A 22,848-nucleotide genomic window follows, 5' to 3' on the forward strand; every position below is an offset into this window, starting at 1 on the left:
ATCGCGCGCTGTCGACGAATCCGGGTCTTCGACGATTACGGTTATCGACGGACGTCGAACACCTGCTTCTGGATGCCGTTGCCGTACACCTCGTGCTCCACCAGATCCAGGTGGGTCGTGGCCTTGTCACTGGAGCTGAACAGCCGCTTGCCCGCGCCGAGCAGCATCGGGAAGACCAACAGGTGGTAGCGGTCGACGAGACCGGCGTCGGCGAGGCTGCGACCCAGCGTCGCGCTGCCGTGCACCGAGATCGGCCCGCCTTCGGTCTCCCGGAGTTCGGCGACGTCGTCGATGCTGCGCAGAATGGTTGCCGGCCAACGGTCGTCGCTGCGCTCCAACGTCGTCGACACCACGTATCTGGGCATCGAGTTGTACCCGGAGAAGTCGTCCATTGTGGGCCAGATCGGGGCAAATGCCTCGTAGGAGGTTCGGCCCAGCAGCATGGCCGTGGCCTCGTCCTGCTCACGGCCCTTGATTTCGTACGCCGCAGGATCGAATTCGATGTCCTTGAACGTCCACCCTGCGTTGCGGTAGCCGACTTCCCCACCCGGTCCCTCCATGACGCCGTCGAGCGAAACGAACGCGGTCACGATCACGGTGCGCATGGGCAATCCTCAGTTCGGTTCAAGGAGAAAGCGGAGCAGGTGCCGGAATCGTAAACCACGCGTCGAACCGACCACAGACGTTGCTGGGTGGCAAGGTGGTCTCATGGCCGAGCAAGTGGAACGCACCGAAGACGGTCACTATGTCGTCATCAAGGGTCGACGGTGGCGCGCTACCGATCCCGATATTCCCGAGGATCGCAACGCCGAATTGCGCTCGATCCTCATGGCGTGGCGCAGAGACGTCAAACGCACCTCCGGTGCCACAGAGTCTCGCGCGGGCGTTCAGGCCGCCAAAGTCGCTCTGGGAGAACGAGGTACGCCGTGGTGGGAACAGTCCCCGGACGAGCGACGGGCCCGCTGGGAGGCCGAGGTGCCACGGCCGACCGATACCGATCTCGAGAACTGACCACACAATTCGTTGCCATATCGGAAACTATCCAATATGGTTTCCGATATGGAAAGCATCGATAAGCCCACCTCGTCCGAAGCTCGAACGACCCTCGACGACATCGACCGAGTGCAACGCGCCGTGCGCGACACTCCGTGGCCGGTCTGGTTGTACGCCGTCAACGCAGTGCTCATCGGGGCGTTGGCACTCACGCCGCTGCTCACCGACTCCCACCGCACTGTCGCCCTGCTGATTCTGGCCGCGGCCATTGTGGCAACGAACGTGATTACCGGGTACCGAATGGGCACACCGTGGGCGCTGCCTACCAGCCGTGGATTTCTGGCGTCGGTCGCACTGTCCGTTGCTTTCGTGGTGGTGGCACTGGCATTCGCGCAGCCATCCCTGCCGAGCTGGACGCTGGTGCTCCTCGCTACAGCAGCGACGGCGACCTACTCGTTCGGTTCGATCGCTCACTACCGGAGCACACACCGATGACGGACGATCTGGATCCGGTCATTCATCCGGCGAACCGGCTGCGGATCTGCGCGCTGCTGGCGGCAGGTACGACGCTCGAGCTCGCCGTCGTGAAGGAACACAGTGGATTGAGCGCATCGGCGCTGAGCAAGCAGGTGGCGGCCCTGGTCGACGCCGGCTACGTGGATCAGCAGAGATCACGCACCGACTCGCGGCGGATGTGGCTGTCGCTGACGAGGGAGGGGAAAACCGCCTACCGCCGCCATGTGGCTGCCCTCCGCGCCATTCTCGCCGAGGCCGAGGCGAGCCCATCCGAGCCTGGGCGGTGAGTTCTCCCCCAGCTCCGTGTCTACTTTTTCGACGGATGAAGCCGATGCAGCCCGCACCGGTCGTTCGATTCGAGAAGGAGTCCCGCCATGCCCACACTCAGTCCGTACCTGTCGTTCCGTGACAATGCGCGCACCGCTATGGAGTTCTACAGGACGGTCTTCGGTGGAGAGCTCACGCTGACCACGTTCGGCGAGGGCCAGGCCACCGACGATCCATCCGAGAAGAACCTGATCATGCACGGCCAGTTGACAACTCCCAGCGGATTCACACTGATGGGGGCCGACACCCCGTCGTCGATGGAACACACACCCGGAAACACGATGAGCGTCTCGCTCTTCGGTACCGAGCACGAGGAATTGACGGGCTACTGGAACGCGCTGGCCGTCGACGCACAATTCACGATGGGTCTCGACGCAGCACCGTGGGGTGACACATTCGGCATGCTCACCGACAAGTTCGGTGTGCAGTGGATGGTGAACATCTCCGGCTCGGTCGCCGAAAGCTGAGCGACGGAGGAGCAGTGGGCGCCTTCAGTGGCTGCGCGATTCGACAGAGATGACCTCGTGCAGCCCGACGGGCCCCCAGCCCCTGTCGAGCGCCACGATCAGCACCGCGCAACCGACCGCGGACAGCACCAGTGCGGAACCGAACAACGCGGTGTAACCGAACACGTCGCCGATCACGCCCGCCGTAAGTCCGGACGCACCCTGCGCAAAGACGATTGCGCAGGCCATCAGTGTGTAATCGCTTCCTGCATAACGTTTTTCCGATGCGTCCATCATCAGCGCGAAAACGGCAACGGTTGCCGCGCCGCCCAGCACGTGTTCGGTGACGTTGGCCGCGACCAGGAGCGGAAACCCGCCGATGCCGAACGATGCCACTACATACAACGCAAGACTGAGGGTTTGGGCGATTCCGCCGACCAGCAGAGCCTGACGACGTCCGAAGCGAAAGGACAACCACGCGCCGAGCGCAGCACCTCCGAGTGCTGCCACCGACGACAGGCCGCCCTCGACCAGCGCGATCTGAGTCAAGGTCAGTCCGTTGTCCGAGAGGAACGGGCCGACCAGCGCCGAGCCCATCGAGTTTCCGAATTTGAAGCCGACGATGAGAAGAATGAACGCGACCATGCCAGGCCTGCGCAATCGGGACCACCAGGCCACAGCAAGTCGCGCCGGGCTCTCGGACTCGGGCTGCCGGTCGGTGTCCACGTCTGCCGCGGCCAGTTGCCTGTTCATGAACCAGACCGGGGCCGTCGCCAACAGGATCAGCAATGCCATCGCAACGAAGAGCACCTGCCATCCGGCAAAGGTGAACAGCCACAACAGCACTCCCCCGCCGCACACCATACCTATCCGGTACGCGCCCACCTGCAGACCGTTGCCCAGGCCGCGTTGCGACACCGTCAACGTGCGGACCGCTATCCCATCCGTTGCGATGTCCTGGGTGGCCGACAGCGCGTTGATGACGAAAATCCCGACGAAGAGCCAGCGCAGCGTCGAAGACAGATCGAGCAACGACAGTGCAAGCGCCACCAGCGCGGCGGACACCTGCAACGTCAGGAGCCACCGCCGCCTGGAACCGTAACGATCGACGTACGGTGCCCACAGAAATTTCAGCGCCCACGGCAGAAACAACACCCCGGTTGCACTGATCTTCACCAGCGAGAAACCCGACTCTCGAAGCACGACGGGCAGGGCCTGCGTGAAGAAGCCGAACGGCAGACCCTGTGCGAAGTACAGGGCCCCGAGCAACGTGAGGGTGCCGACGGTGAACGACGCCGGACGCACCGCATTGGTCATGCCGGTCATCGTGTCAGAGCGAGGCCTCGTCCGCCGAGTACCGCACCGGTTGCCGAAGAATGGTGCGCAGCTTCGCCGGTTCGACCCGTCGTGGGTCACTGAGGTAGATCTCGTGATGACGACCGGTCATCGTCAGCCCGGCCTGCGGGATGTAGTGGTCGTGCATCTCGTCGAGCACCGCGGCCTCGTCATCGTAGGAACCGATGTGCAGAGTTTGCACGCACAGGCCCTCGTCGAGAGTGTCGAAGCGCATTCGGGCACGTCGGTCCGAACGGTTCTCGGATGCGTCGACCCCTACGGCGTGCTCGAACATCGTGTGGTCGATCCAGTCGGGCGCCATGATCATCACAGTCCAGAGCCAGTTCGACTTGTCCCGGCGCGTGGTGAAGGCCGCCATGTCCGTCGCCCACCACAAGGCTTCGAGCGGCGGGACGACGTAGTCGCGCCCCAGGTCGTTCTTACTTCTGAATTTGAGCCGATACGCAACGGGGAACAGCGCGGATACAGCATCGGAATATTCCGGCGCGGTGTTCGGATCCCCGTGGCCGTCGATCATCAAGTATTTCGTCGGTGGCACGGTCAGAACTCGAAACACGTTGGGCCGTGCCGAATACGAGTCGAGGGTCTTCTTGAAATCCGTCTTCATGCCCTCACCTCCTGCCGACTGCGGGTCAGTGTACCGAGTGCGCCGGGCTGGGGTCCCGTGGTCGACGTAGCCCCGTTCGGACGCACCCGGCTCAACGGAGACCTCGTCCCGACTCGAACCGGCTCACGCATGGGTCCGAGCGGGCAATCGGCGGAGCAGAAGCGTCGCCGCATCGAGGACCATGTGTCGGTCGTAGGTCAGGCAGTAGTCGTACAACACGCTTCCGTCCTGGGCAGTTCCGCTTTCCACCGCGATGAGAGCAACGCTGGACATCGGTGCCACGATGACGACCGAGCGCTCCGTCGCCAGTGGTTCGTCCTCGCCGACCGCAACGTTCCGAAACCGATGTTCACCCGGCATCGGCCGCGAGTCGAAGACGGCCACGAGAGCCGTGCGCACAGCGAGGTCGTCGAACATTGCGACACGCTCGGCGTTCGTCCCGGCCGACGCGTTCGTCGTCGCCAATACGACGGTCGACGCACCGGTACCGTAGGCACTGCGGAGCAGACCGTTCTCGATGTCGTCGAGAAGCGTTGCGTCAGCGCGTCGACGGGTTCCGAATCGGTGGACCAGACCGTACGGCGTCACGGCCACGGGAGCCCGAACGGTTATTGCCGGCTCCAACTCGAGTGTCTCGGCCATACCGCCTGTGGTCCCGAAGGTGGGTAGACGAGCCGGAGCGCCGTACAGGTAGCCCTGGCCGAGAACCGCACCCATGTCGTGCGCAGTCGCTTCGTGCTGCTCCGTTTCGATTCCCTCGGCGAGCACCAGCGCACCGCTGCGTTCGGCCTCGGCGGCGACCGCGGACACCACGGACGCCGTGGCATAGCTCGAACGGCCCTGCACGAGAGACATATCCAGCTTGATGACGTCGGGCCGGAGCAGCGGAATCAGTGCCAGACTCGACGAGTCTGCACCCACATCGTCGAGCGCGACCCGCCATCCCAGGTCGCGGGCACGCTCTACGGCACGCAGCAGCCCGGCGGGGTCACCCATCAGATCCCGCTCGGTGATCTCGACGATGATCGACAACCGAGATGCCTCGGCCACCAACGGCAGGCACTCTCTCGGAGGTGGCGCGTCCAGGGCGGTGGGTTCCGCGTTGACGAACAACGCGAGTCCATCGGGGAAACCGGCCTCGACAGCCCCGCTCAGGGCGCTGAGTCTGCACCGCCAGTCGAACTCGGCCGACTCGCCTCGATCGGCCGCCTCGCGCAGCAGCTGCGGCGGCGAGATCGCCTGCGCGTCGCCGCAGGTCCGCACCAGGGCTTCGTAACCCACGACAGCTCGGCCGTCCAACGCGACGATCGGCTGGTAGGTCGACGTGATATCGATCGTCATCGGCGAAAATTGCGCGTGCGAGGCGTCACGATGCACAGGCGGACCTCCCTCGGTACCCCTCGACGGTCCCCACCCGGGGAACCATCATGCCCGATGGTCGCCGGCCGCGCCCTCTTCCCTCGCCGACGGGCTATAGGGTGCTCGGAAGACTTCGGATCGGCGGTGAACAATGGTGGGTGCGAACTCCGACGATCACCTGTTCGCGGGCAGATATCGTCTGGGCAACGTCGTGGGGCGCGGCGGAATGGCAGATGTCGTTCGAGCCGACGACGACGTCCTCGGTAGGCCCGTTGCCGTGAAGATATTCCGTCAGGGTGAACCCGCACATACCGATGCACGGATCGATGCCGAGATCAGGACGCTCGCGTCGCTGTCGCATCCTGGCCTGGTGACGTTGTACGACGCCGGTACCGCCCCCTACACCGGCGGTATCCGAGTGCCGTTTCTCGTGATGGAGTTCGTCGACGGCCCCACTCTGAACGGCTACCGCGCAGGCCGCGCACTACCGGGCGCTCTCGTCGCCCGGATGGGACACGAGATTGCTCGAGCCCTTGCCTACATCCACCACCGCGGCGTGATCCACCGCGACATCAAACCGGCCAACATCCTGGTCGGCCGAGAGCCGGCGTCGGGCACGGGACACTGCGTCAAGCTCACCGATTTCGGTATCGCTCGCATCGTCGACGCCGACCGCCTCACCGAGCACGGCACCACCGTCGGCACCGCTCACTATCTCAGCCCGGAACAGGCGACGGGCACCTCTGCGGGGCCTGCAACCGACATCTACAGCCTCGGATTGGTTCTCATCGAATGTCTTACCGGCGCAATGGTGTTCGACGGCAGCGCGGTAGCCGCAGCCGTGGCGCGCTTGCACCGCGACCCCGAGGTACCCGAGCAACTCGGGCCCCAGTGGCATTCGCTGCTGACTACGATGACGGCCAGACATCCCGAAAACAGGCCGACGGCGGACACCGTGGCCGACGCCTTACACAGTCTCTCCAGCGAACCGCCACCACCGCCGGCCACTGCGGTCCTGCCCGTCGCGAATTCGACAGCGGTTGTCGCCGAGCAGGATTCGGCCCCTCGACCAACGGAGGGTTCACGGCGTCGCGGTCTTGTCCCTGTGGCTGCGGCCGCACTGTTCGTCGCCGTCGCGTCGGCAATTGCCTGGATGGCAACCGGAACAGGCGACGCGCCGATCGAGACATCGCCGTCCACATCGGTCACCGCTCCGACCAGTCCGGCACCCGTGACGACGGCATCCGAGTCCTCGATGCCGGTTGTCTCGAACCTCCCCCAGGACGTGCCCGCCCCCGCCGTCGAACAGGTGCCCGCCGAGCCGCCACAACCTGCGGCTCCACCGCGAAACGGGAACAACGGCAACGGTAATGCGGGCAATGGCAACTCCGGCAACGGGAGTCCAGGCAACAGCAACGGCAACGGCAACGGCAATTCAGGCAACGGGAACTCCGGCAACGGCAACCCCGGCCGTGGGAACTGAGCATGTCGGCAACCAATGGAACGGACAGAGCATGACGCACGTCGACACCGTGGTGGTGGGAGCCGGCATTTCCGGCCTCACCGCAGCACGCATTCTGCACCGTGCGGGTCACCGTGTGGTCGTTCTCGAAGCCCGCGACCGCATCGGCGGACGGGTGCACACCCTGCGGACGGACGGACAGATTCTCGATGTCGGTGCGTCCTGGGTTCATGGAATCGACAACAATCCGCTGGCCGACGCGGTACAGGCTTTCGGCATTCCGACCAACGAGTTCACGGTGGGGAGTTTTCAGCCGGACGGACGGCCTATCGCGTACTACTCACCGAACGGACGGCGTCTGAGCGAGGACGAGGTTGCGAGCTTCGCGTCCGACGTACACGTCGTCGATGAGCTGCTGGCGGCGACCATAGAGACATCGACCCTGGGCACGTCGTACGGGGATGCCGTGAACAGCACCGTGAAACGGCTCGCATGGGATCCTGATCGAATCGAACGGGTCCGGGAGTTCCTGGGTCACCGGGCCGAGGAACAGCTGGGTGTCGACCAGGGGATGCTCGATGCGCACGGGTTGGACGACGACGCGATCGAGGGTGACGAGGTCGTCTTCCCCGAGGGGTACGACCGGCTCGCGGTCTGTCTGGCCGACGGGCTGGATGTACGACTCGGCCATGAAGTGACACGCATCGCGTGGGGATCGAACAGCTCCTCCGTCGAGACTCTCACCGAGACGTTCTCGGCCGACCACATCGTGGTGACGGTTCCGATCGGCGTCCTGAAGTCACCGACCTTGCTTATCGAACCACCTCTTCCCCATCCGGTGTCGACTGCGCTGGACGGACTCCAGATGAACGCGTTCGAGAAGGTGTTCCTACAGTTCCCGCATGCATTCTGGGACGAGGACGTCTACGCGATTCGGCAGCAAGGGGAGGCCGGGCGTTGGTGGCACTCGTGGTACGACGTCACCGTGCCGCAGGGGTTGCCCACGCTGCTCACGTTTGCGGCGGGGCCGTGCGCGCAGACGATCCGGCAGTGGTCCGACGCACGCATTGCCGAATCGGTGCTCGACGCGCTTCGTGGCCTCTACGGCGAACGCGTGATCTCCCCGCAGCGGGTGCATGTCACGCGATGGCAGGACGACCCGTTCTCCCGCGGTGCTTACTCGTACCCGGCGGTCGGCTCGCGACCGAGCGACCACGACGATCTGTCGACCCCGGTCGGCGGAGTTCTACACCTGGCCGGTGAGGCAACGTGGACGGACGATCCGTCGACGGTGACCGCGGCATTCCTGTCGGGACACCGAGCGACGGAGCGAATCCTGGCCCGCACGGTTCCGTTCGACGAGATCTGGGGCGGCGGCGAACTTCGTCCCAATTAGACGGAGATTCGCGTTTCCTTCCCGAAACCGCGCACCGGGATTACTATGACGACTTCATCCAGGCGGATGACCCGTTACCGATGTGCGCTGCCATTCTTCTGGTCGGTGCCGATGTGGCAGCGGCGCTGTTCGACACGGCAAGGCACAGGGGTGGACCATGGTTTCCGACGTCATCGACTGCAGCACGGTCTTCGCACACGACGTCGAGCAAGTGTGCGGGATGCTCAGTGCGGTCGAACTGTACCCGCGATATTTCCCCGGACTCGGGTACTGCCTTCTCAGCGAGTCGGCGAACCGCTACACGTGCGGCGTCGGTGGGGTCGAGCACGCACTCGAAGTCGTGGTGAACAGACGTAACCGGCCGATCATCACCGTCGAGCACGTCGAATCCGGCGGTTTCATCAGATTCACCCTCAGCGCGCGTTCACCGAGCGAGACCAAAATCGATGTGACGATCTTCAGAGCCGGCCTGGCCGGAACCTACTCGCCGCAACCCGAACACAATCGGGCAGTGGTCGACTGGGTCATGGGTGGCCTGAACAGGTTGGCCGAGTCCCTCTCCGGCGCAACGACATCGATCGTGTCCAACGCCGGCGATTCCCGGTCGCTACAGCTTGCGGTCCTCAAAACGATGATCGGTACCGGCGTCGTTCGCGCCGCGCGTCCTGATCGCGCATACCGGCAGCTGAACTCGCTGGCGAAATGGGGCTTCACCCTCGGCGGTGGCTTCGCGGCCGCCGCCGCCAAGTCACCGGACGAAATTGCCGTGATCGACGATCGCGGTACTCGCACGTTCGCAGAGATCCACCTGCGATCGCATCGGATAGCAGCAGGGTTCGCCGCATCCGGAATTCGCCCGGGAAGCACGGTAGGAGTTCTGGCCCGCAATCACACTGCCATGATCGAATGCGTCGTCGCCTGCGGCATGCTCGGTGTCGAGGTCGTACTTCTCAACACCGGCCTCGCGGCCCGCCAGATCGAGACCATCTCGAGTCGTCACCAGCTGCAAGCGTTGTTCGTCGACGACGAATTCGACAAGATGGTTCGCTACCTCCCCAACGACGTCCTCCGCGTCAGCTTGTCGGCTCATACCGTCGTCGCGGGCCGTCGCACCCTGGAGCATTTCGTCGCGGCTCCGTCCGCCACGTTCGACAGACCGCAACGGCCCGGATCCGTTGTCGTGCTGACCTCGGGCACCAGCGGGTCTCCCAAAGGTGCACTTCGCCCGACCCCACGCGGCTTCGGGACCGTCGCGGCCATGTTGTCCCGCATGCCACTTCGTATGAACGAGCGCATGCTGATCGCCGCGCCGATGTTCCACAGCTGGGGGCTGGCGGCGTTGCAGATCAGTACACCGCTGCGGGCAACCGTGGTTCTGCAGGATCGATTCGATCCGGAAGAGTGCTTGCGGGCAATCCAGACTCATCGGTGCACGTCGCTGATCGCCGTCCCGATCATGTTGCAGCGCATACTCGATCTACCCGAGTCCGTGCGATCACGCTACGACACGTCCAGCTTGAAAGTCGTCGCGTGCAGCGGTTCGGCGTTGACGGGGTCGACCGTCTCGCGGTTCATGGATGCGTTCGGAGATGTTCTGTACAACTTCTACGGTTCCACCGAGGTCTCGTGGGCGACCATCGCCACACCGCAGGATCTGCGTGCAGCTCCCACTACCGCGGGTCGGCCGCCGCTCGGCACGACCATCGCCGTACTCGACGCCGACGGCGCAGTGGTTCCGACCGGCACTCTGGGGCGGATATTCGTAGGTAACGACATGCTCTTCGACGGCTACACCAACGCCGAGCCTCCGTCGACTGCTTCGGCTCGCGGTGCAGCACTCATGGATACCGGCGACCTCGGGTACATCGATTGCAACGGGCGGCTCTTCGTGTGCGGGCGGGACGACGAGATGATCATCTCCGGCGGCGAGAACGTGTTTCCCGGGCCAGTGGAGGACGCCATCGCCAACCTTCCTCAGGTCGGCGAGGTAGCGGTGGTCGGTGTACCGGACAACGAGTACGGTCAGCGCCTCGCGGCGTTCGTCGTCGGTCGGGGTGCTGCAGGCCTCGACGCAGATATGGTGCGGGCCTACATCCGAAATCGACTGAGCCGGTTCTCGGTGCCGCGAGACATCACGTTCCTCGAAGAACTCCCCCGAACCGCGACCGGCAAAGTGATCAAGAGGATGCTGGTCGAACCTCCCACGGCCGCCGGTATGTAAGCCCGTACGTCGACTTCCTCACCACCCCGCTTCCCGACTCCACTCCGAGAACTCTCAGTTGTTTGACTGTTCAGAATCTGAGACTATTTGTGAGGAAGCGACACCCGTTCTGCGGGTGAGGGACGGAAGGGAGGAATGGCGATGTCGAGGTCATCGGATGAACCCCGTCAGGCTCGCGCCGCCCAGCCCGGGGATGCGTCGTCGTCCTTCCTGCAGTTGTTTTTCGAGGCAACCCGTGAGAACGACCTCTCCCCCGGGCCGAGTCCGAACCGTGGAATCCACGACGACCGATCGAGCGACTGAAGAATCGCGAAACCGAGTCGACACTCGAAGCGCGCAATAGAGTCGAATGACTGATGACAGCTCACGACGCCGCAGCCGATACTTCGAACCCGACGGGTTCGAGGAGCGTGATGTCCCAGATACGAGTAGTCATCGCCGATGACGACGTGTTGCTGCGAGAAGGCCTGGCCAGTTTGCTCACCCAGGCGGGCCTCGATGTCGTGGGCCGGGCCGGTGACGCCGAGGAGTTACTGGCGTTGCTCGAGAAAGATCCACCGGACCTGGCGATCATCGACATCAGGATGCCACCGACCTACACCGCCGAGGGGCTCGACGCGGCCGTGAAGATCCGCGACCGTTTCCCCGACGTCTCTCTACTGCTCTTGTCTGCTCACGTCGAAGTCGATCACGCACTCGAACTGCTCGACAGCGCGAACAACACCGCCAAGGGTATGGGTTACCTGCTCAAGAGCCGTGTGACCGACATCGCCGACTTCGTCTCGACGATAGATCGGATCGCGGCAGGATCGTCGGTCATCGATCCTGCTCTTGTATACGAACTGGTTGCGGCCAAGCGCCGAGGTGATCCCCTCGGCGCGTTGAGTTCTCGCGAACGGGACGTCTTGACCTTGATGGCCGAAGGGCTCTCCAACGCGGGCATAGGCAGACGCTTGTGGATCACCGAAGGAACCGTCGAGAAGCACGTCCGAAGCATCCTGACCAAGTTGGACCTGTCGGAGACGGCCGACGATCACCGTCGCGTGCGAGCGGTGATCCTGTATCTGGACACCGTCGGGTGACCCGCCGTCAGGTGCCCAGCAGGGCTTCGATCGCGCTCGCCGACAGCTCGAATTTCGACAGGAAACCCAGGGCAGAACTGTTGTTCACCAGGTCTGCGAAGTCCTCCTCGTCGTGTGTCGACACGAGAATGACGGCAGGCGGAGGCGTCAGATCCTGGGCGTCGATCGCTTCGACCACGTCGAATCCACTGTCGGCACCCAAGTCGATATCGACCAGCACGAGATCGGGGTGGGTGGACAGCACTGCATCGATCGCCGAGGTGAGTGAGGTCGCGGTGCCGACCACCGACATCCCTGCCGATTCCAACAGTCGGCGTGCAGCAACACAGAAAGCGTCGCTGTCGTCGACGATCAGGCACTGCAGGCGGGAGGGCATCACTCTGTCGAGAGTGTCAGAGACTGCTCGGGTCGGCATTACCGCTAGCGGTAATTCGAGCAGTCGGATGTGCCGATGACGTCGGACACCGCCCTCCGCGACCGGCTCGTCACTGTGATACTCCGGCCGAGTGCGCCGCCGGTCGCCTGCGGAATCGCAGTGGCCGCAGCCGCCATCGCCGTCGAGATACTCGTTGTGCTGACGCTCAAACGGGTGTCACCCGAGAATGCTTTCGGTGCGATATTTCTGTTCGGAGTGCTGATCGTGTCTGCGGGGTGGGGCTTTCGTCTGTCGATCGCGACATCGGTCGCCAGTGCCGGCGCGTACGCCTACATCCATGTACTCGAAAGCAGTGAGAGCCTCGTCCCTGCACTGATCGTGTTTCTTGCACTGGCGCTTCTGACCAACGTGCTGGTTGGCCAATCACGTTTGCGTGCAACCGAATCCGATCAACGTCGACGAGAAGCAGATATGTTGGCGGCGTTCGCCAAGACCATCTTGCGCTCGGACCACACCCCGACAATGCTCGATGTTGCCAGCACCCGGCTGGCTGCGGTCCTCGACCTGCCCTTCGCGGTGTTGCAGCAAGGGAATGCCGACGCGTCCGTGGGGCAGGAGAAAATCCTGCTTCGGGACGGGGAGGTCGTCACCGCGTCGCTGCTGGTTCCCGCCGATCTCGATAGCGTCGATGCCCGCCGTATCCGCCGTGTCGTGCCTTCGTTGGAGGCTCTTCTTGCCGCCGCCCGCGACCGTCAGGACATGCACCTGCGTACCGTCGCGCTGGCACGCCAGCAAGCGTCACTGCGGAAGGTCGCAACATTGGTGGCGCTGCGGGCCGATCCGGATGACGTGTACCTCGCAGTCGCACACGAACTCACCGTCGGGTTGGACAACGAACATGTTTCGGTGATCCGCTACAGCGACGGGTATTACACGATTCTGGCGATCCGCGACGACTCCGCCGGTGAGCGCGTGCAAGCCGGTGATCGACTGCCGATCGGTGGGCAGAACGTGGCCACGATCGTCGCCGACACCGGCCGCGCCGCTGCCGTCGACTTCACCGAAGCGACCGGCGGTATCGCTGAGCGACTGGAGGGCAGGGGTATTCGCTGGGTCGAAGGTGTACCGATCACTGTCGACGGCAATACCTGGGGTGCCGTCATCATCGGCACGACAGCTACGCAGTATGCGGCCGGCGGTGAGACCCGAGATCGACTGGCCGACTTCGCCGACCTCGTTGCCACTGCGGTCTACAACCACGACACACGAGTTCAGCTGACGCGGTCCCGGTCCCGCGTGGTCGCCGCAGCCGACCAAGCCCGCCGAGGTATCGAGCGTGACCTGCACGACGGTGCCCAACAGCGAATCGTCTCTCTCGGAATGGAATTGCGCGGCGCCCAAGCCGCTGCCCCGGAGAATCTGACCGAGCTCCGCGCGATGTTGGACCGCAGCGTCGAGACGCTGTCGCAGGTGCACACCGACCTCCGCGAACTCAGTCGCGGCATCCATCCCGCAATCCTCTCGCGCGGAGGACTCGCACCGGCACTCAAGACGTTGGCCAGACGCAGTCCGATTCCCGTTGCCCTCACCGCCGACATTTCCTCCCGGATGGACGAATCGGTGGAAGTGGCTGCGTACTACGTGGTCGCCGAGGCGCTGACGAACACGGCCAAATATGCCGAGGCCACCGAAGTCGACATCACCGCGCACCTGACCGAGGACAGCTTGGAACTGACCGTGACCGACAACGGCCGCGGAGGTGCCGATCCGAGCACAGGGTCGGGTTTGATCGGATTACAGGATCGGGTGGCCGCAGTCGGCGGCGAACTGACCATCGCCAGCCCACCCGGGGGTGGCACGACACTGTCGGTCCACATCGGTCTGTCTACCGGCTAGCAGGTAGCGGCGCCACCGGAATCTCCTCCCCCGCGTTGGATGGCAGCGGCGACGCTCTCGAACCGGGAACGGACGAATGTTGTCGGTACCCAATCGAACCGAACCAGGGAGCAGGCCATGCCGTACATCACCACCACCGACGGAACCGAGATCTACTACACCGAGCAGGGCACCGGAAAGCCAGTTCTGCTCAGTCATGGCTGGCCACTGTCCTCGGATGCCTGGCAGCTCGAACTGAAGCTTCTCGCAGACGCCGGCTACCGCGCCATCGCACATGATCGCCGCGGCCACGGCCGGTCCTCGCAGACTGCCGTCGGCCACGACATGGACACCTACGCCAAGGATCTGGCCGAACTGGTCGAGGCCCTCGACTTGCAGGAACTCACCCTCATCGGACACTCGACCGGTGGCGGCGAGGTCGTGCGGTACGCCGCGCAGCACGGTGGCAGCCGTGTCGCTCGGGTGATCACTGCCGGTGCCGTTCCCCCGGTCATGCTGAAGTCCGAGGCCAACCCCGAGGGCACGCCGATCGAAGCACTCGACGACATCCGCAACGGCGTTCTCTACGATCGATCGCAGTTCTACAAGGACTTGTCCGAGCCGTTCTTCGGTGCCAACCGTGAGGGCTCCGCCATCTCCCAGGGCGCCAAGGACGACTTCTGGCGACAGGGGATGCTGGTCAATCTGACTGCTGCATACGACTGCGTGAAGGCGTTCTCCGAGACCGACTTCACCGAGGATCTCAAAGCGCTGACCGTCCCGATCTTCATCGCCCACGGCGACGACGACCAGATCGTGCCGATCGCCGCGGCGGCGCTGAAAACCGCAGAACTCGTCCAGCACGGCACCCTCAAGGTCTACCCCGGTGCACCGCACGGAATCTACGGCGATTACCAGAAGGCCTTGGACGCAGACATTCTCGCCTTCATCGCCCAGTAGCAGCCCCGCTCTCGCCCTCCGGAACAAAGGTGACAACACGATGATCAGACCGTACGCAGTCGTCGGAGCAACCGGAGGGCAGGGCGGCGCGGTGGTGGATGCCCTGCTGGCGCGGGGGCTACCGGTGCGCGCAGTGGTGCGGCGTCATTCGGCCCGCGCGGATCGGCTACGTGAGCGAGGTGCCGAGATCGTCGTCGCGGACATCACCGATCGGGAATCGTCCGCGGCTGCACTGAGAGACAGTGCCGGTGCGTTCGTGATGACGACGCCGTTCGAGGACGGTCCCGCGGCCGAATTGGCTCAGGGCGCAGCCCTCGTCGATGCGGCGATCGCCGCGGAGGTTCCGCACGTGGTGTTCTCCTCGGTTGCGAGCGCTGACCGCCGCACCGGCATACCGCATTTCGAGACGAAGGCCGAAACCGAGGCACTGCTGCGTCGAGCTGGGCTGTCGTACACGATCGTCGGCCCCACCTACTTCTACGACAACCTTCTCGGCGGACTGGACGACGTCAGGGCCGGCCGCCTCGATCTGCCCTTGCCGCTCCACACTCCATTACAGCAGCTGTCGCGGCGGGATCTGGGGCGGTTCGTCACCCTCGTGTTGACCGAACCCGCGCACTTTCGCGAGATGCGAATCGATCTCGCGTCGGACGATCCGAGCTTGGAGGCCATGGCGAACACTCTCGGCGACGTTCTCGGAACCTCGGTGCAGCCGTATTCGAGCCGGGCACGGGACATAGGTTCCGAGGACATGAGAGCGATGTTCCAATTCTTGACCGACGTCGGATACGACGCGGACATCGACGGCTTGCGCACCCGATATCCCGAGGTCGAATGGCAGACATTCGCGCAATGGTCGGCGGGACTGGCGTGAGCGCCACCGACACCACGCCGGCAGCACCGTCCGCGTGGTCACCGCTACGGAATACCGTCTACCGCAGCCTCTTCATCGCACAGCTGGTGTCGAACATCGGCGGCTGGATGCAGACCGTCGGTGCGCAGTGGTTCCTGGTCGAACGTGAGGCGTCGACCACCATCATCGCCGCCGTGCAGACAGCAAGTCTGTTACCCACCCTGTTGCTGGCCCTGCTGGCAGGCGCGCTCGCCGACGCGCTCGATCGCCGCGTTCTGCTCATCGCGGTCGGTGCCGGTTCGATGCTGACCGGAATTATGTTGACCGCACTGGCATGGACCGACACCTTGTCTCCGTGGGGATTGCTCGCCTGCACATTCGTATTGGGTTGCTGGACATCACTGTCCGCTCCCGCCTGGCAGGCCATTCAGCCCGAGCTGGTGAGCCGTGAAGAAATCCCGGCCGCCTCGGCGCTGGGCAGCGTGACCGTCAACGGGGCGCGGGCCGTCGGACCGGCGCTTGCCGGGGTACTGGTGGCGTTGGCCGGGCCGACCTTCGTGTTCGCCATCAACGCCGCCTCCTTTCTCGCAACGTTGAGCGTGCTGATTGCATGGAAACGCCCGAAACATCCACAAACGGATCGAGAAGGCCTTGCCGAGTCGATCCTGTCCGGGGTCCGCTACATCCGGTCCGGCCCGATCGTTCGACGAATCATTCTGCGCTCGGCGTTGTTCGCCTTCCCCGCCTCTGCATTGTGGGCGCTACTGCCATCGGCTTCGTCGTCGGTACTGAAACTGGGCTCGGTGGGATACGGCGTGTTGTTGGGCGTACTCGGGGTCGGAGCCGTGATCGGCGTTGCCGCCACACCGATGCTCCGAAAACATTGCGGCGCAAACACCTTGCTCGTCGGCTCTGCTGTCGGGTACGGCGTGGGAATGGCAGCGCTCGCGTGGCTTCCGCTGTGGGCGGTGGTCCCGGCGCTGTTGTTGTCCGGCATTGCCTGGATCACGACGTTGACCGCACTGAATGCGTCTATCCAGCTTTCGCTCGCCACCTGGGTTCGAGCGCGCGGGATGTCGGTCTACCTTCTGGTCTTCATGGGTTCTCAGGCCATCGGCTCGCTCGTGTGGGGATGGTTGGCGTCGAAGATCGGCATCGTCGACGCACTCGCGGTCGCGGTAGCCGCCTTGGCATTCGTCGCTGCGAGTGTCGCAGTCCTCCCCCTGCGACCCGAGACCGGCGTGCTCGACCGTGCGGTGTCCATGGCGTGGCCGACCCCGACCGTGATGTTCGAACCCGATCCGGACGACGGGCCGGTGCGGATCACCGTTACGTACCGAGTGGTCGACGACGCTCTGGAGCAGTTTCTGACGTCGATGGCTCCGGTCGGGATCGCGCGGAAGCGAACGGGGGCGTACGCCTGGAACCTGTACCGGAGTCTGGACGTCGAGGACACCGTGGTCGAGCAGTTCACTGTGCCGTCGTGGAGCCAGTACCGACGTCAGCGAGAAGAACGGTGGACCGGCTCCGACCACGACGTGGTGCAGAAAGCGCTGGCCCACACCGTCGACGGTGCTACGCACACCGAAACCCATGACATCGCACTGTCTGTGCGAGCGAACCCGAACGGACAATGATGGACAACGCACTCTCGGGCGTGGGGAACGTCTTCTACTTCGCAGACGACCTCGCCGCCGCCGTCGACTGGTACCGAACGCTCCTGGGCACCGACCCCGTCGACGTACACGAGCAACTCGCCGCGTTCGACGTCTCAGGAACCCGGCTCACCGTCCACGTCACCGATTCGTACAACCGCCCCGCGGGGACCGCAGGGTCGGTCTCGTACTGGAACGTCGACGACGTGGACGCAGTGGTCGCCGGCTGCGTCGATCGCGGAGGCGTCGTGCATCGAGGGCCGAAATCGGTGTTCACCGGTGAACGTCTGTGCCAGGTTCTCGATCCGTTCGGCAACCTGATCGGCTTCAGACAGTTCGCCACCGGTAGGAAGCGCGCCTGACGACACAGGCTCGCGCATAGAGCCGGCGAATTGGGTACACCCGCTTCATGCCCGAACTACCCGAAGTCGAAAACGCTCGACAGGTCGTCGAGAAAGCCCTCGGACGCGTCATCGTCGACATCGATGACACCGACTCGTTCGAGTGCCGCCCACACATGCCGGGCGATATCGCTCACGCCCTGAAGGGCGGCAAGCTCACCGAGGCATGTCGACGTGGCAAGGCGATGTGGTGCGAAACCGTCACCGCCGACGGGTCCAGCGGTCCGACGCTGGGAATCCATCTCGGAATGGGCGGCCGCGTCATTGTCACCGCTCCTGACGGCGATCGCACGTCGCAGTACGGAGGCGGCGATCCGCACGTGGGCGAGCGCGACACCGACAAGCCCGAGTGGACACGCTTTGCCATGACGTTCGAAGACGGGGGTCAGCTCCGGCTCTTCGACAAGCGCCGGCTCGGCCGAGTGCGCCTCGAACCCGATATCGATGCGTTGGGGCCCGATGCTGCGGAGATCACGCGCGACGACTTCCGGCACCGAATCGGTTCCAGCGGAGCACCTCTGAAAGCACGTTTGCTGGACCAAGCAGCAATCGCAGGCGTCGGCAATCTGTTGGCCGACGAGGTGCTGTGGCAGAGCGAGCAATCTCCGTCCAGACGGGCAAAGACCCTCACCACCGAGGAACTCGACGAGCTCCGCGTTGTTCTGCGTCGCGCCATCAGGTCAGCGATCAAGAAGGGTGGCGTGCACACCGGTGAGATCATCCCGTTCCGCAAGGCGGACGCGGCGTGCCCACGATGCGGTGCTCCGATGACTCGCGGAACGGTGGGCGGCCGCACCACGTGGTGGTGTTCGCGCGAGCAATCCTGATCGGTTCCGCGCCGCTGCGTGCTGCTCGATAGCGCTGTAGGACAGCATTTTTCGGAATTGTCAAACGCTGTTGAATGCGGCGAAATCCCGTTCGGGCACGTACCGTGTGGGCAGCTTCGGGTCGACCGAAGCGCTCACTCGGCTGGAGGTTGCATGTTCTCGACGACCGACACGGGCCTCGCTCCGCAGGTCACCTACCTGCCCCGTCGACACTGTTTCGCTGTCTGGCAACGTGATTCCACAAGGACGGCTACCACAGCGACGACGCCGATCGAACTGACACTTCCCAATACGGGTGGCTCCGTGGCAGTACGGACCGTCGAAGCGCAGCTCGTCGAGCCGCGTCGCGTCGAACTCGAAGCGGCACTGGCACCATCGGCAGGCCTCCCGGAAAGCGCGTCGGCCCGGGGGTGGCTGGCGGTTCTGGACCACCTGGAACACCGGCCCCACTACGCCGAGATTCCTGCATCGCTGCTGGAGTCACTCCCCCCGGCGGCGTACGCGGTGCCCAACACGGGCGGGTCCAGCGTGTCGACCGCGCACGGTGCCGTCGATGCCCTACGCACCAGCCTGCACATGCAGGGCAGTCTTGGCGACAGTGCGTCCACTTTCACCCCGCGGCCGTATCAGGTGCACGGTGCGTCCTGGATTCCGACCGTCGGAGAAGCCGGGGGTGGAGGAATTCTCGCCGACGAGATGGGGTTGGGCAAGACTCTGCAGGCCATTTCCCACATGATTGTGGGAGCCTCGCGCGGTGAAGGCAATTTTCTGGTGGTGTGCCCGACATCCCTGATCAGCAATTGGCGACGTGAGATCGAGAAGTTCTCCGCCGGCGACCTGACGGTCAATGTCTACCGGGGACCGAACCGCTCGCTCGGTGGATGTGGCGAGGTCGGCTGCGTGACCGTGACCGGATATCCGACATTGCGCTCCGACACCGACCGTCTGGCCGAGATCAGTTGGAACACGGTCTTCTTCGACGAAGCGCACGTCATGAAGAACTCGCGCACGCAGGTTTCCCGTGCCGCGCGACGACTGAGCTCGACAACTCGCATCGCACTGACCGGCACCCCGGTCGAGAACCGCATGGACGAACTGTGGGCCCTGATCGACCTCACCAACCCGGGTCTGCTCGGGACCAGAGCACGCTTCACTCGGCGATTTTCCGCACCCATCGAGAACGCAGGTTCGGCGGCTGCGCTTGCGCACTTGTCCCATTCCATAGCTCCGGTCGTCCTCCGACGGACGAAAGACGAAGTGGCGACCGACCTTCCACCCAAACAGCAGATAGACGTACTGTGCCCGATCACGAACGAGCAAGCGATGCTGTACAACTCGACGGTCGAGGCTGCATTCGACACCGGTTTCGGTTCTACACAACGCCGAGGGACTGCGGTGCTCGCTTTGCTGACCTCTCTGAAACTGATCTGCAACCACCCGGGTCTCGTGAACGGCAACATGTCTTCGTCGCCCGACCGTTCCGGGAAACTCGACAGGCTCACCGACATCATCGAGGAGCTCGCCGAATCGTCGCAGACAGCATTGGTTTTCACCCAGTACCGCAAGACCGGTGAGCTTCTCGCCGGCCATCTCGCGCGTGTCACTGGAGCCGCCATACCGTTCTTCCACGGCGGACTCGACGTGGACCAGCGCGAGAGAATGGTGGACGAGTTTCAGGGCGGTAGCTGTCCCGTGATGGTGCTGAGCCTGAAAGCGGCCGGCTATGGGTTGAACCTCACCCGGGCCAGCACCGTCATCCATTACGACCGGTGGTGGAATCCGGCGGTGGAATCGCAGGCAACCGACCGGGTACATCGAATCGGACAGACCTCGCCTGTGACAGTCATGGCGCTCACCACCGAAGGAACATTGGAGGAGTACATTGCGTCGCTGCACGCCCGGAAGAAAGCAATTGCAGGGTTGACCGAGGGGAACAACGAGGCAGCGCTTGCCGCACTGGATGATTCGACACTCAGACAGACGTTGTCGCTGTCGGTGGCACGGTGATGGCATCCACTCCCCAGCCCCCGCCGTTCGGTGCGACTCCATGGGGCAAGGAATGGTTGCGTCGAGTCGAGCCAATCACCGCTACCCGACCCAATCCCATGCTTCCTCGAGCGCGGAGCCTGGCTCGTAGCGAGTCGGCCATCGTGGATACCAACACGATCGGTTCTCTTCGCTGCATGGTCTCGGCAGGAAAGAAAATGGAGACCGCGACATTCACGGTGCCGCGCTATTCGGCGGCTCACAAAAGGGCGGCTCTGCGCATCGTCGCCAGTCATCCGACTCACGGCAGAGGGAGCGGGGATCTGCCCGACGCGCTTCACGCGGAGCTGGTATCGGGGGGTCTGGCACCGGTTCCCATGGACGTCGACACGGCATGCACCTGTTCCAGCAGAACTGATCCTTGCGTTCACGTCACCGCAGCAACGTACGCGATCAGTCTGATCGTGGACCAGTCACCCACGACGGCGTTGGCTATACGTGGCCTGGACCTCGCCGAAGCCGCTGCGTCGACGGACTTTCCAGCTCGATGGATGCACATCGAGAGCGTCGACGCAGCGGCGTTCTACGGCTGAACGTATGCCCGAAAGATCAGGACGTTGCCTCGACAGCGAGGCGTGCAAGTGTGTCGTTCAGCTGATCCTCGGTGACCAGGGGAAACCCGATCTGCTGGAGAAGCTTCTTGTCCGTGACCTTCGACCAGTCGTAGGTGTGCCGCACCAATGTCTCGTTGGGTCCCTGAGACTCCAGTTCCCACAACCATTCCCATCCGGGAGGCTCGTTGCCGGCCGGCGCGGTCTTCCATGCCAGTAGCTTGTCCTTGGCGTACCCGGTGACGACATTGTCGGTCTGGTATTCCCCACCCATGTGATCGCCCTGCATGTTCATCGTGAACTTCTCGCCGACCTTCTGAATTCGGTCTGCGTGGTCCACGCCGCGTACGAATCCCGAGCCGTCGAGTGCCTGATGCCGCTCGGGATTGGACAGGACGTCGAAAATTGCGTCCACGGGCGCTTCGATGGTGCGTTCCACTGTCAGCTTTGCGTTCTCTGTCATATCTGCACGATGCCCAATACGCCGGATCCTCAATCATGGATACAGCCGAAAACAGGTGGACCGCGAAGGCTGCCTGGTGAGATGCTCGGCCGACACCGGGATTGCGGCACCCAGCGCAGCGGGACGGAGGCATGACCGTTATGTCAACCGATCTTGCTCATTCCACTGCCACCTGGGTTCTCGAACACCTCGAACCCGGCGAACGTGTGACGGCCGTGGACTCGATGACCGGAGGCATCACGGCCGAGGTGCGTCGGCTCACTGTGGCAGATGATCAGCACGCCGTTCGCGTGCTCGTGTTGAAGAGCTACACGGCACCGTCAGCGCAGGAGCACGCTGAGGAATGGCTCAGACGCGAGGCTGAGGCTCTGACGTTGCTCGAGTCCGACAGCATCCCCACGCCTCTGTTGGCTGCAGCCGACTTTGCCGCGACGCAGTGCGCGCATCCATCGCTTCTCATGACCCTCCTGCCCGGGCAACCGCTGTACGACGACGGCATCCAGACCCGTATCCGATGCTTGGCGCAGCTTCTTGTGGCAATTCACTCGATCCCCGTGAAAGCCGGGCTTCGCAGATACTCGACAGGGTCTATTGCAGAGAGCGCCGTCGTTCCACCGACCGCCGACACCGATATTTGGTCGGCCGCGACCAGAGTCATCGGCCGCCCACCGTCGCGCTCCCAGGCCCGGTTGCTGCACAGGGACTTTCAGCCCGGCAACGTTCTGTTCGACACAGGACCTACCGGGCCAGCCGTCTCCGGTGTGCTCGACTGGGCCGGGATTTGTAGCGGACCTGCGGATCTCGACGTCGCGCATTGCTGCACGAATCTCGCACTTCTGCACGGGCCGTTGTGGGGTTTGCGATTCGCTGCTGAATACACCGAGGCCGGAGGCGTCCTCGCCGCCGAATGGTCCGACCGTCGATATTGGCGAGTGCGAAGTTCACTTGCGTGCTCCGAAGAGCTGCATCAGTGGGTAGTGCCGTGGCGCGCAGCAGGCCGGACAGACCTCTCTGGACCAGTCATCGAGGATCGCTTGAACACTTACCTGGCGCTGACGATGAACGTAGATATGTGA

General features: G+C 63.9%; 23 protein-coding genes. 17 read left to right on the forward strand and 6 right to left on the reverse strand.

The genetic code is table 11. The features are described 5' to 3' along the window. Nucleotides 1–41: 41 nt before the first annotated feature. Nucleotides 42–605: a dihydrofolate reductase family protein gene (locus tag CH281_RS14295; RefSeq protein WP_032366160.1), complete on the reverse strand. Its 564-nt coding sequence runs from the start codon at nt 603–605 to the stop codon at nt 42–44. A gap of 103 nt (nt 606–708) precedes the next feature. On the opposite strand from CH281_RS14295, the gene CH281_RS14300 reads away from it, so the two are divergent. From CH281_RS14300 to CH281_RS14315, 4 genes are all read left to right on the forward strand, one after another. Then, nucleotides 709–1,011, forward strand: a complete 303-nt coding sequence (locus tag CH281_RS14300) for a hypothetical protein (RefSeq protein WP_032370584.1) — start codon at nt 709–711, stop codon at nt 1,009–1,011. Between the two features lie 48 nt (nt 1,012–1,059). Continuing rightward, nucleotides 1,060–1,488, forward strand: a complete 429-nt coding sequence (locus CH281_RS14305; RefSeq protein WP_032408239.1) for a hypothetical protein — start codon at nt 1,060–1,062, stop codon at nt 1,486–1,488. Beyond that, the gene (locus CH281_RS14310) at nt 1,485–1,796 is read left to right on the forward strand and encodes a transcriptional regulator (RefSeq protein ID WP_094694530.1); all 312 of its coding nucleotides are present in this window, start codon (nt 1,485–1,487) and stop codon (nt 1,794–1,796) included. The genes CH281_RS14305 and CH281_RS14310 overlap by 4 nt, the downstream gene beginning before the upstream one ends. 87 nt (nt 1,797–1,883) lie before the next feature. After that, nucleotides 1,884–2,303 (forward strand): VOC family protein, encoded by a 420-nt coding sequence (locus CH281_RS14315; protein ID WP_032400724.1) that lies wholly within the window; start codon nt 1,884–1,886, stop codon nt 2,301–2,303. A 24-nt stretch (nt 2,304–2,327) separates the two neighbouring features. On the opposite strand, the gene CH281_RS14320 is transcribed toward CH281_RS14315, so the two are convergent. The 3 genes from CH281_RS14320 to CH281_RS14330 all read right to left on the reverse strand — a co-directional run bounded on the left by CH281_RS14320 (nt 2,328) and on the right by CH281_RS14330 (nt 5,586). After that, nucleotides 2,328–3,599 carry an MFS transporter gene (locus tag CH281_RS14320; protein ID WP_094694618.1) on the reverse strand — a complete coding sequence of 424 codons (1,272 nt, stop codon included), beginning with the start codon at nt 3,597–3,599 and terminating at the stop codon, nt 2,328–2,330. Nucleotides 3,600–3,612: 13 nt separating this feature from the next. Further along, nucleotides 3,613–4,245: a GyrI-like domain-containing protein gene (locus CH281_RS14325; RefSeq protein WP_048320319.1), complete on the reverse strand. Its 633-nt coding sequence runs from the start codon at nt 4,243–4,245 to the stop codon at nt 3,613–3,615. A 123-nt stretch (nt 4,246–4,368) separates the two neighbouring features. After that, the gene (locus CH281_RS14330) at nt 4,369–5,586 is read right to left on the reverse strand and encodes an EAL domain-containing protein (protein WP_256983536.1); all 1,218 of its coding nucleotides are present in this window, start codon (nt 5,584–5,586) and stop codon (nt 4,369–4,371) included. 169 nt (nt 5,587–5,755) lie between these two features. On the opposite strand from CH281_RS14330, the gene CH281_RS14335 reads away from it, so the two are divergent. From CH281_RS14335 to CH281_RS14350, 4 genes are all read left to right on the forward strand, one after another. Next, nucleotides 5,756–7,087 (forward strand): serine/threonine-protein kinase, encoded by a 1,332-nt coding sequence (locus CH281_RS14335; protein WP_094694534.1) that lies wholly within the window; start codon nt 5,756–5,758, stop codon nt 7,085–7,087. 31 nt (nt 7,088–7,118) lie between these two features. Continuing rightward, nucleotides 7,119–8,462, forward strand: coding sequence for a flavin monoamine oxidase family protein (locus CH281_RS14340; protein WP_032366152.1), 1,344 nt, complete (start codon nt 7,119–7,121; stop codon nt 8,460–8,462). 157 nt (nt 8,463–8,619) lie between these two features. Further along, nucleotides 8,620–10,683: an AMP-binding protein gene (locus tag CH281_RS14345; RefSeq protein ID WP_094694536.1), complete on the forward strand. Its 2,064-nt coding sequence runs from the start codon at nt 8,620–8,622 to the stop codon at nt 10,681–10,683. Between the two features lie 413 nt (nt 10,684–11,096). Continuing rightward, nucleotides 11,097–11,765 carry a response regulator gene (locus CH281_RS14350; protein ID WP_032366150.1) on the forward strand — a complete coding sequence of 223 codons (669 nt, stop codon included), beginning with the start codon at nt 11,097–11,099 and terminating at the stop codon, nt 11,763–11,765. Nucleotides 11,766–11,772: 7 nt separating this feature from the next. Here the strand turns inward: CH281_RS14350 and CH281_RS14355 are convergent, their stop codons facing one another. Continuing rightward, nucleotides 11,773–12,141, reverse strand: a complete 369-nt coding sequence (locus CH281_RS14355) for a LytR/AlgR family response regulator transcription factor (protein ID WP_230591966.1) — start codon at nt 12,139–12,141, stop codon at nt 11,773–11,775. A 75-nt stretch (nt 12,142–12,216) separates the two neighbouring features. Between CH281_RS14355 and CH281_RS14360 the strand changes: the two genes are divergently transcribed. From CH281_RS14360 to CH281_RS14395, 8 genes are all read left to right on the forward strand, one after another. Continuing rightward, nucleotides 12,217–14,037 carry a sensor histidine kinase gene (locus CH281_RS14360; RefSeq protein ID WP_032366148.1) on the forward strand — a complete coding sequence of 607 codons (1,821 nt, stop codon included), beginning with the start codon at nt 12,217–12,219 and terminating at the stop codon, nt 14,035–14,037. Nucleotides 14,038–14,154: 117 nt separating this feature from the next. Beyond that, nucleotides 14,155–14,976, forward strand: coding sequence for an alpha/beta fold hydrolase (locus CH281_RS14365; protein ID WP_032366147.1), 822 nt, complete (start codon nt 14,155–14,157; stop codon nt 14,974–14,976). 40 nt (nt 14,977–15,016) lie between these two features. Then, on the forward strand, nt 15,017–15,850 hold the full coding sequence (locus CH281_RS14370; protein WP_094694538.1) for an NmrA family NAD(P)-binding protein: 834 nt from the start codon (nt 15,017–15,019) through the stop codon (nt 15,848–15,850). Beyond that, nucleotides 15,847–17,466, forward strand: a complete 1,620-nt coding sequence (locus CH281_RS14375; protein WP_370878705.1) for an MFS transporter — start codon at nt 15,847–15,849, stop codon at nt 17,464–17,466. Before CH281_RS14370 ends, CH281_RS14375 begins: the two co-directional genes overlap by 4 nt. Continuing rightward, complete coding sequence (locus CH281_RS14380) at nt 17,466–17,846, forward strand: VOC family protein (RefSeq protein ID WP_048320311.1); 381 nt, start codon at nt 17,466–17,468, stop codon at nt 17,844–17,846. Before CH281_RS14375 ends, CH281_RS14380 begins: the two co-directional genes overlap by 1 nt. Before the next feature lie 47 nt (nt 17,847–17,893). Further along, a complete protein-coding gene (locus tag CH281_RS14385) occupies nt 17,894–18,712 on the forward strand; it encodes an Fpg/Nei family DNA glycosylase (protein ID WP_027497198.1) in 819 nt (272 codons plus the stop codon). A gap of 153 nt (nt 18,713–18,865) precedes the next feature. Further along, nucleotides 18,866–20,719: a DEAD/DEAH box helicase gene (locus CH281_RS14390; RefSeq protein ID WP_094694540.1), complete on the forward strand. Its 1,854-nt coding sequence runs from the start codon at nt 18,866–18,868 to the stop codon at nt 20,717–20,719. Nucleotides 20,720–20,916: 197 nt separating this feature from the next. After that, complete coding sequence (locus tag CH281_RS14395) at nt 20,917–21,291, forward strand: hypothetical protein (protein ID WP_143544808.1); 375 nt, start codon at nt 20,917–20,919, stop codon at nt 21,289–21,291. A gap of 16 nt (nt 21,292–21,307) precedes the next feature. Here CH281_RS14395 and CH281_RS14400 read toward each other — a convergent pair whose 3' ends face one another. Further along, nucleotides 21,308–21,772: an SRPBCC family protein gene (locus tag CH281_RS14400; protein ID WP_027497200.1), complete on the reverse strand. Its 465-nt coding sequence runs from the start codon at nt 21,770–21,772 to the stop codon at nt 21,308–21,310. A gap of 131 nt (nt 21,773–21,903) precedes the next feature. On the opposite strand from CH281_RS14400, the gene CH281_RS14405 reads away from it, so the two are divergent. Then, complete coding sequence (locus tag CH281_RS14405; RefSeq protein WP_218829781.1) at nt 21,904–22,848, forward strand: phosphotransferase family protein; 945 nt, start codon at nt 21,904–21,906, stop codon at nt 22,846–22,848.

It is taken from the genome of Rhodococcus sp. 06-221-2, assembly GCF_002258365.1.
Classification (GTDB): Bacteria; Actinomycetota; Actinomycetes; order Mycobacteriales; family Mycobacteriaceae; genus Rhodococcoides; species Rhodococcoides fascians.